The organism is Microbispora rosea (assembly GCF_900156315.1).
GTDB lineage: Bacteria > Actinomycetota > Actinomycetes > Streptosporangiales > Streptosporangiaceae > Microbispora > Microbispora rosea.
In genome coordinates this window covers 1-1,650 of sequence record NZ_FTNI01000074.1, presented here as the reverse complement: position 1 = coordinate 1,650, position 1,650 = coordinate 1, and the positions used below count along the sequence as shown (strand labels likewise).

Annotated in this window: 2 protein-coding genes; both read right to left on the bottom strand. The window is 73.6% G+C overall.

Going from position 1 to position 1,650, the window contains the following annotated elements; translation table 11 throughout:
• Positions 1–639: IS21-like element helper ATPase IstB (gene istB, locus BXA11_RS41035; RefSeq protein ID WP_076443339.1), on the bottom strand; the 639-nt coding region annotated here is incomplete at its 3' end.
• A partial coding sequence (locus BXA11_RS41030; RefSeq protein ID WP_076443338.1) for a Mu transposase domain-containing protein occupies positions 636–1,650 on the bottom strand: 1,015 nt, incomplete at its 5' end. The genes istB and BXA11_RS41030, both read right to left, overlap by 4 nt.

Below are 1,650 nucleotides of genomic sequence, written 5' to 3'. Positions count from 1 at the left end.
GCCGACGGGCCGGTTGGTGGTGATCACGATCGAGGTCTTCAGGTAGCGCTGGTTGATGACCTGGAACAGGGCGGAGGCGGCTTCGCCGGGCAGCGGCAGGTAGCCGAGCTCGTCGATGATCAGCAGCGTGGGCCCGGCGAAGAACCGCATCATGGTGGACCATTTGCCCTCGATCGCGGCGCGGTGGCAGCGGGCGGCGAGGTCGGCGGCGGAGGTGAAGTAGACGCGGTAGCCGGCCTGCACGGCGGCGTGGCCGAGGCCCGTGGCGATGTGGGTCTTGCCGACGCCGGGCGGGCCGATGAGGAGCACGTTGGTGGCGGTCTCGAGGTAGCGGCAGGTGCCCAGCTCGGCCAGCAGCGACCGGTCGACGCCGGAGGCTGAGTCGAGGTCGAAGTCGGCCAGGGTGGCGCCGGTGGGGAGGTTCGCGAACCGGAACCTGCCGGCGAGGCGGCGCGCGTCGGTGGCGGTGACCTCGACGCGCAGCAGCTGCTCGAGCGCCTGCGTGAGCGACCAGCCCTCGGCGCTGGCCTGGTCGAGGACGGCGGGGAGCGCTGCGGCGGCGTCGGCGAGCTTCAGCTCGGTGAGGTGGCCGCGCAGCTGCTGATAGACGCTCGCGGCCGTGGTGCTGGTGGTGGTCATGGGAGGGTGTTCCTGTTCTTCGCGGCCTGCTCGTAGGCGGCCAGGTCGATGACGGTCGAGATGGGTCTGGCGGTGCCGGTGAGGACGGCGGCGGCGCGCAGCGCCGCGGTGCCCGGCGGGATGCGCTCCTTGCGGCGGTGCGGCCGCCCGGGCGGTGCCGAGGCGAGCGCGATGGCCTCGAGCGCGGTGACGTGCCCGGTGTCGCGGATCGTGACGCCGAGCCCGGGCTCGGCGAGCCGGTGGCGGGCGATGACGGTGCCGGCGGCGGTGGCGATGTCGATCGTGTCGGCCCCGAGTCGCCAGTGCACGGCCACGCGGGCCGCGGTCAGCTCCGGCGGGACGGAGTAGCGGTTGCCGCGCCAGTCGATCAGCGCCTGCCGGGTCGCGGTGCGCTGCTCGGTGACGATCACCGGGAACGGCACGGGCGGCAGCGGCCGCAGCCGCTCGGCCGCGAGCATCGCTCGCGCGGTCGTCGACCCGGCCTCGCTCTCGCGCCGACGACCGTCCTGTCGGGCCGCGAAGGCCGTCAGGCTGGCCTGCGCCTGCTCGAGCGTGACGTCGTCGGCCAGCGTCCGCCAGAAGCGCTGCGCGGCGGTATGGTTGTTCTTCTCGACCACGCCCTTCCGGTTCCCCGAGCGTGGCCGGCAGGCGATCGCCTGCACGCCGTGGTGCTTCGCGAACGCCGCGAACTGGCTCGTCAGGTCACCGCTGGCGGGATCGAGCACGGTCCGCATCCGGTCGAAGCGCCAGTCGCGGGTCAGCCCGCCCAGCAGCGCCAGCACGGTCGTCATCGCGGCCAGCAGGTGCGGCAGGTCCATCGAGGGCGACAGCACCGCCCGCCAGACGCCCGAGTGCGCGAGCGAGCCGACCAGCGCGTAGGCGCGCTTGGTCGGGAACGCCCAGCCTGCCGGCGGATCGGGCAGCTCGACCCAGTCGAACTGCGTCTCCTCGCCCGGCGGATGCTCGATGATCGCGTTCGCCCGCTTCGTGACATGCGCGCACGCGACGCAC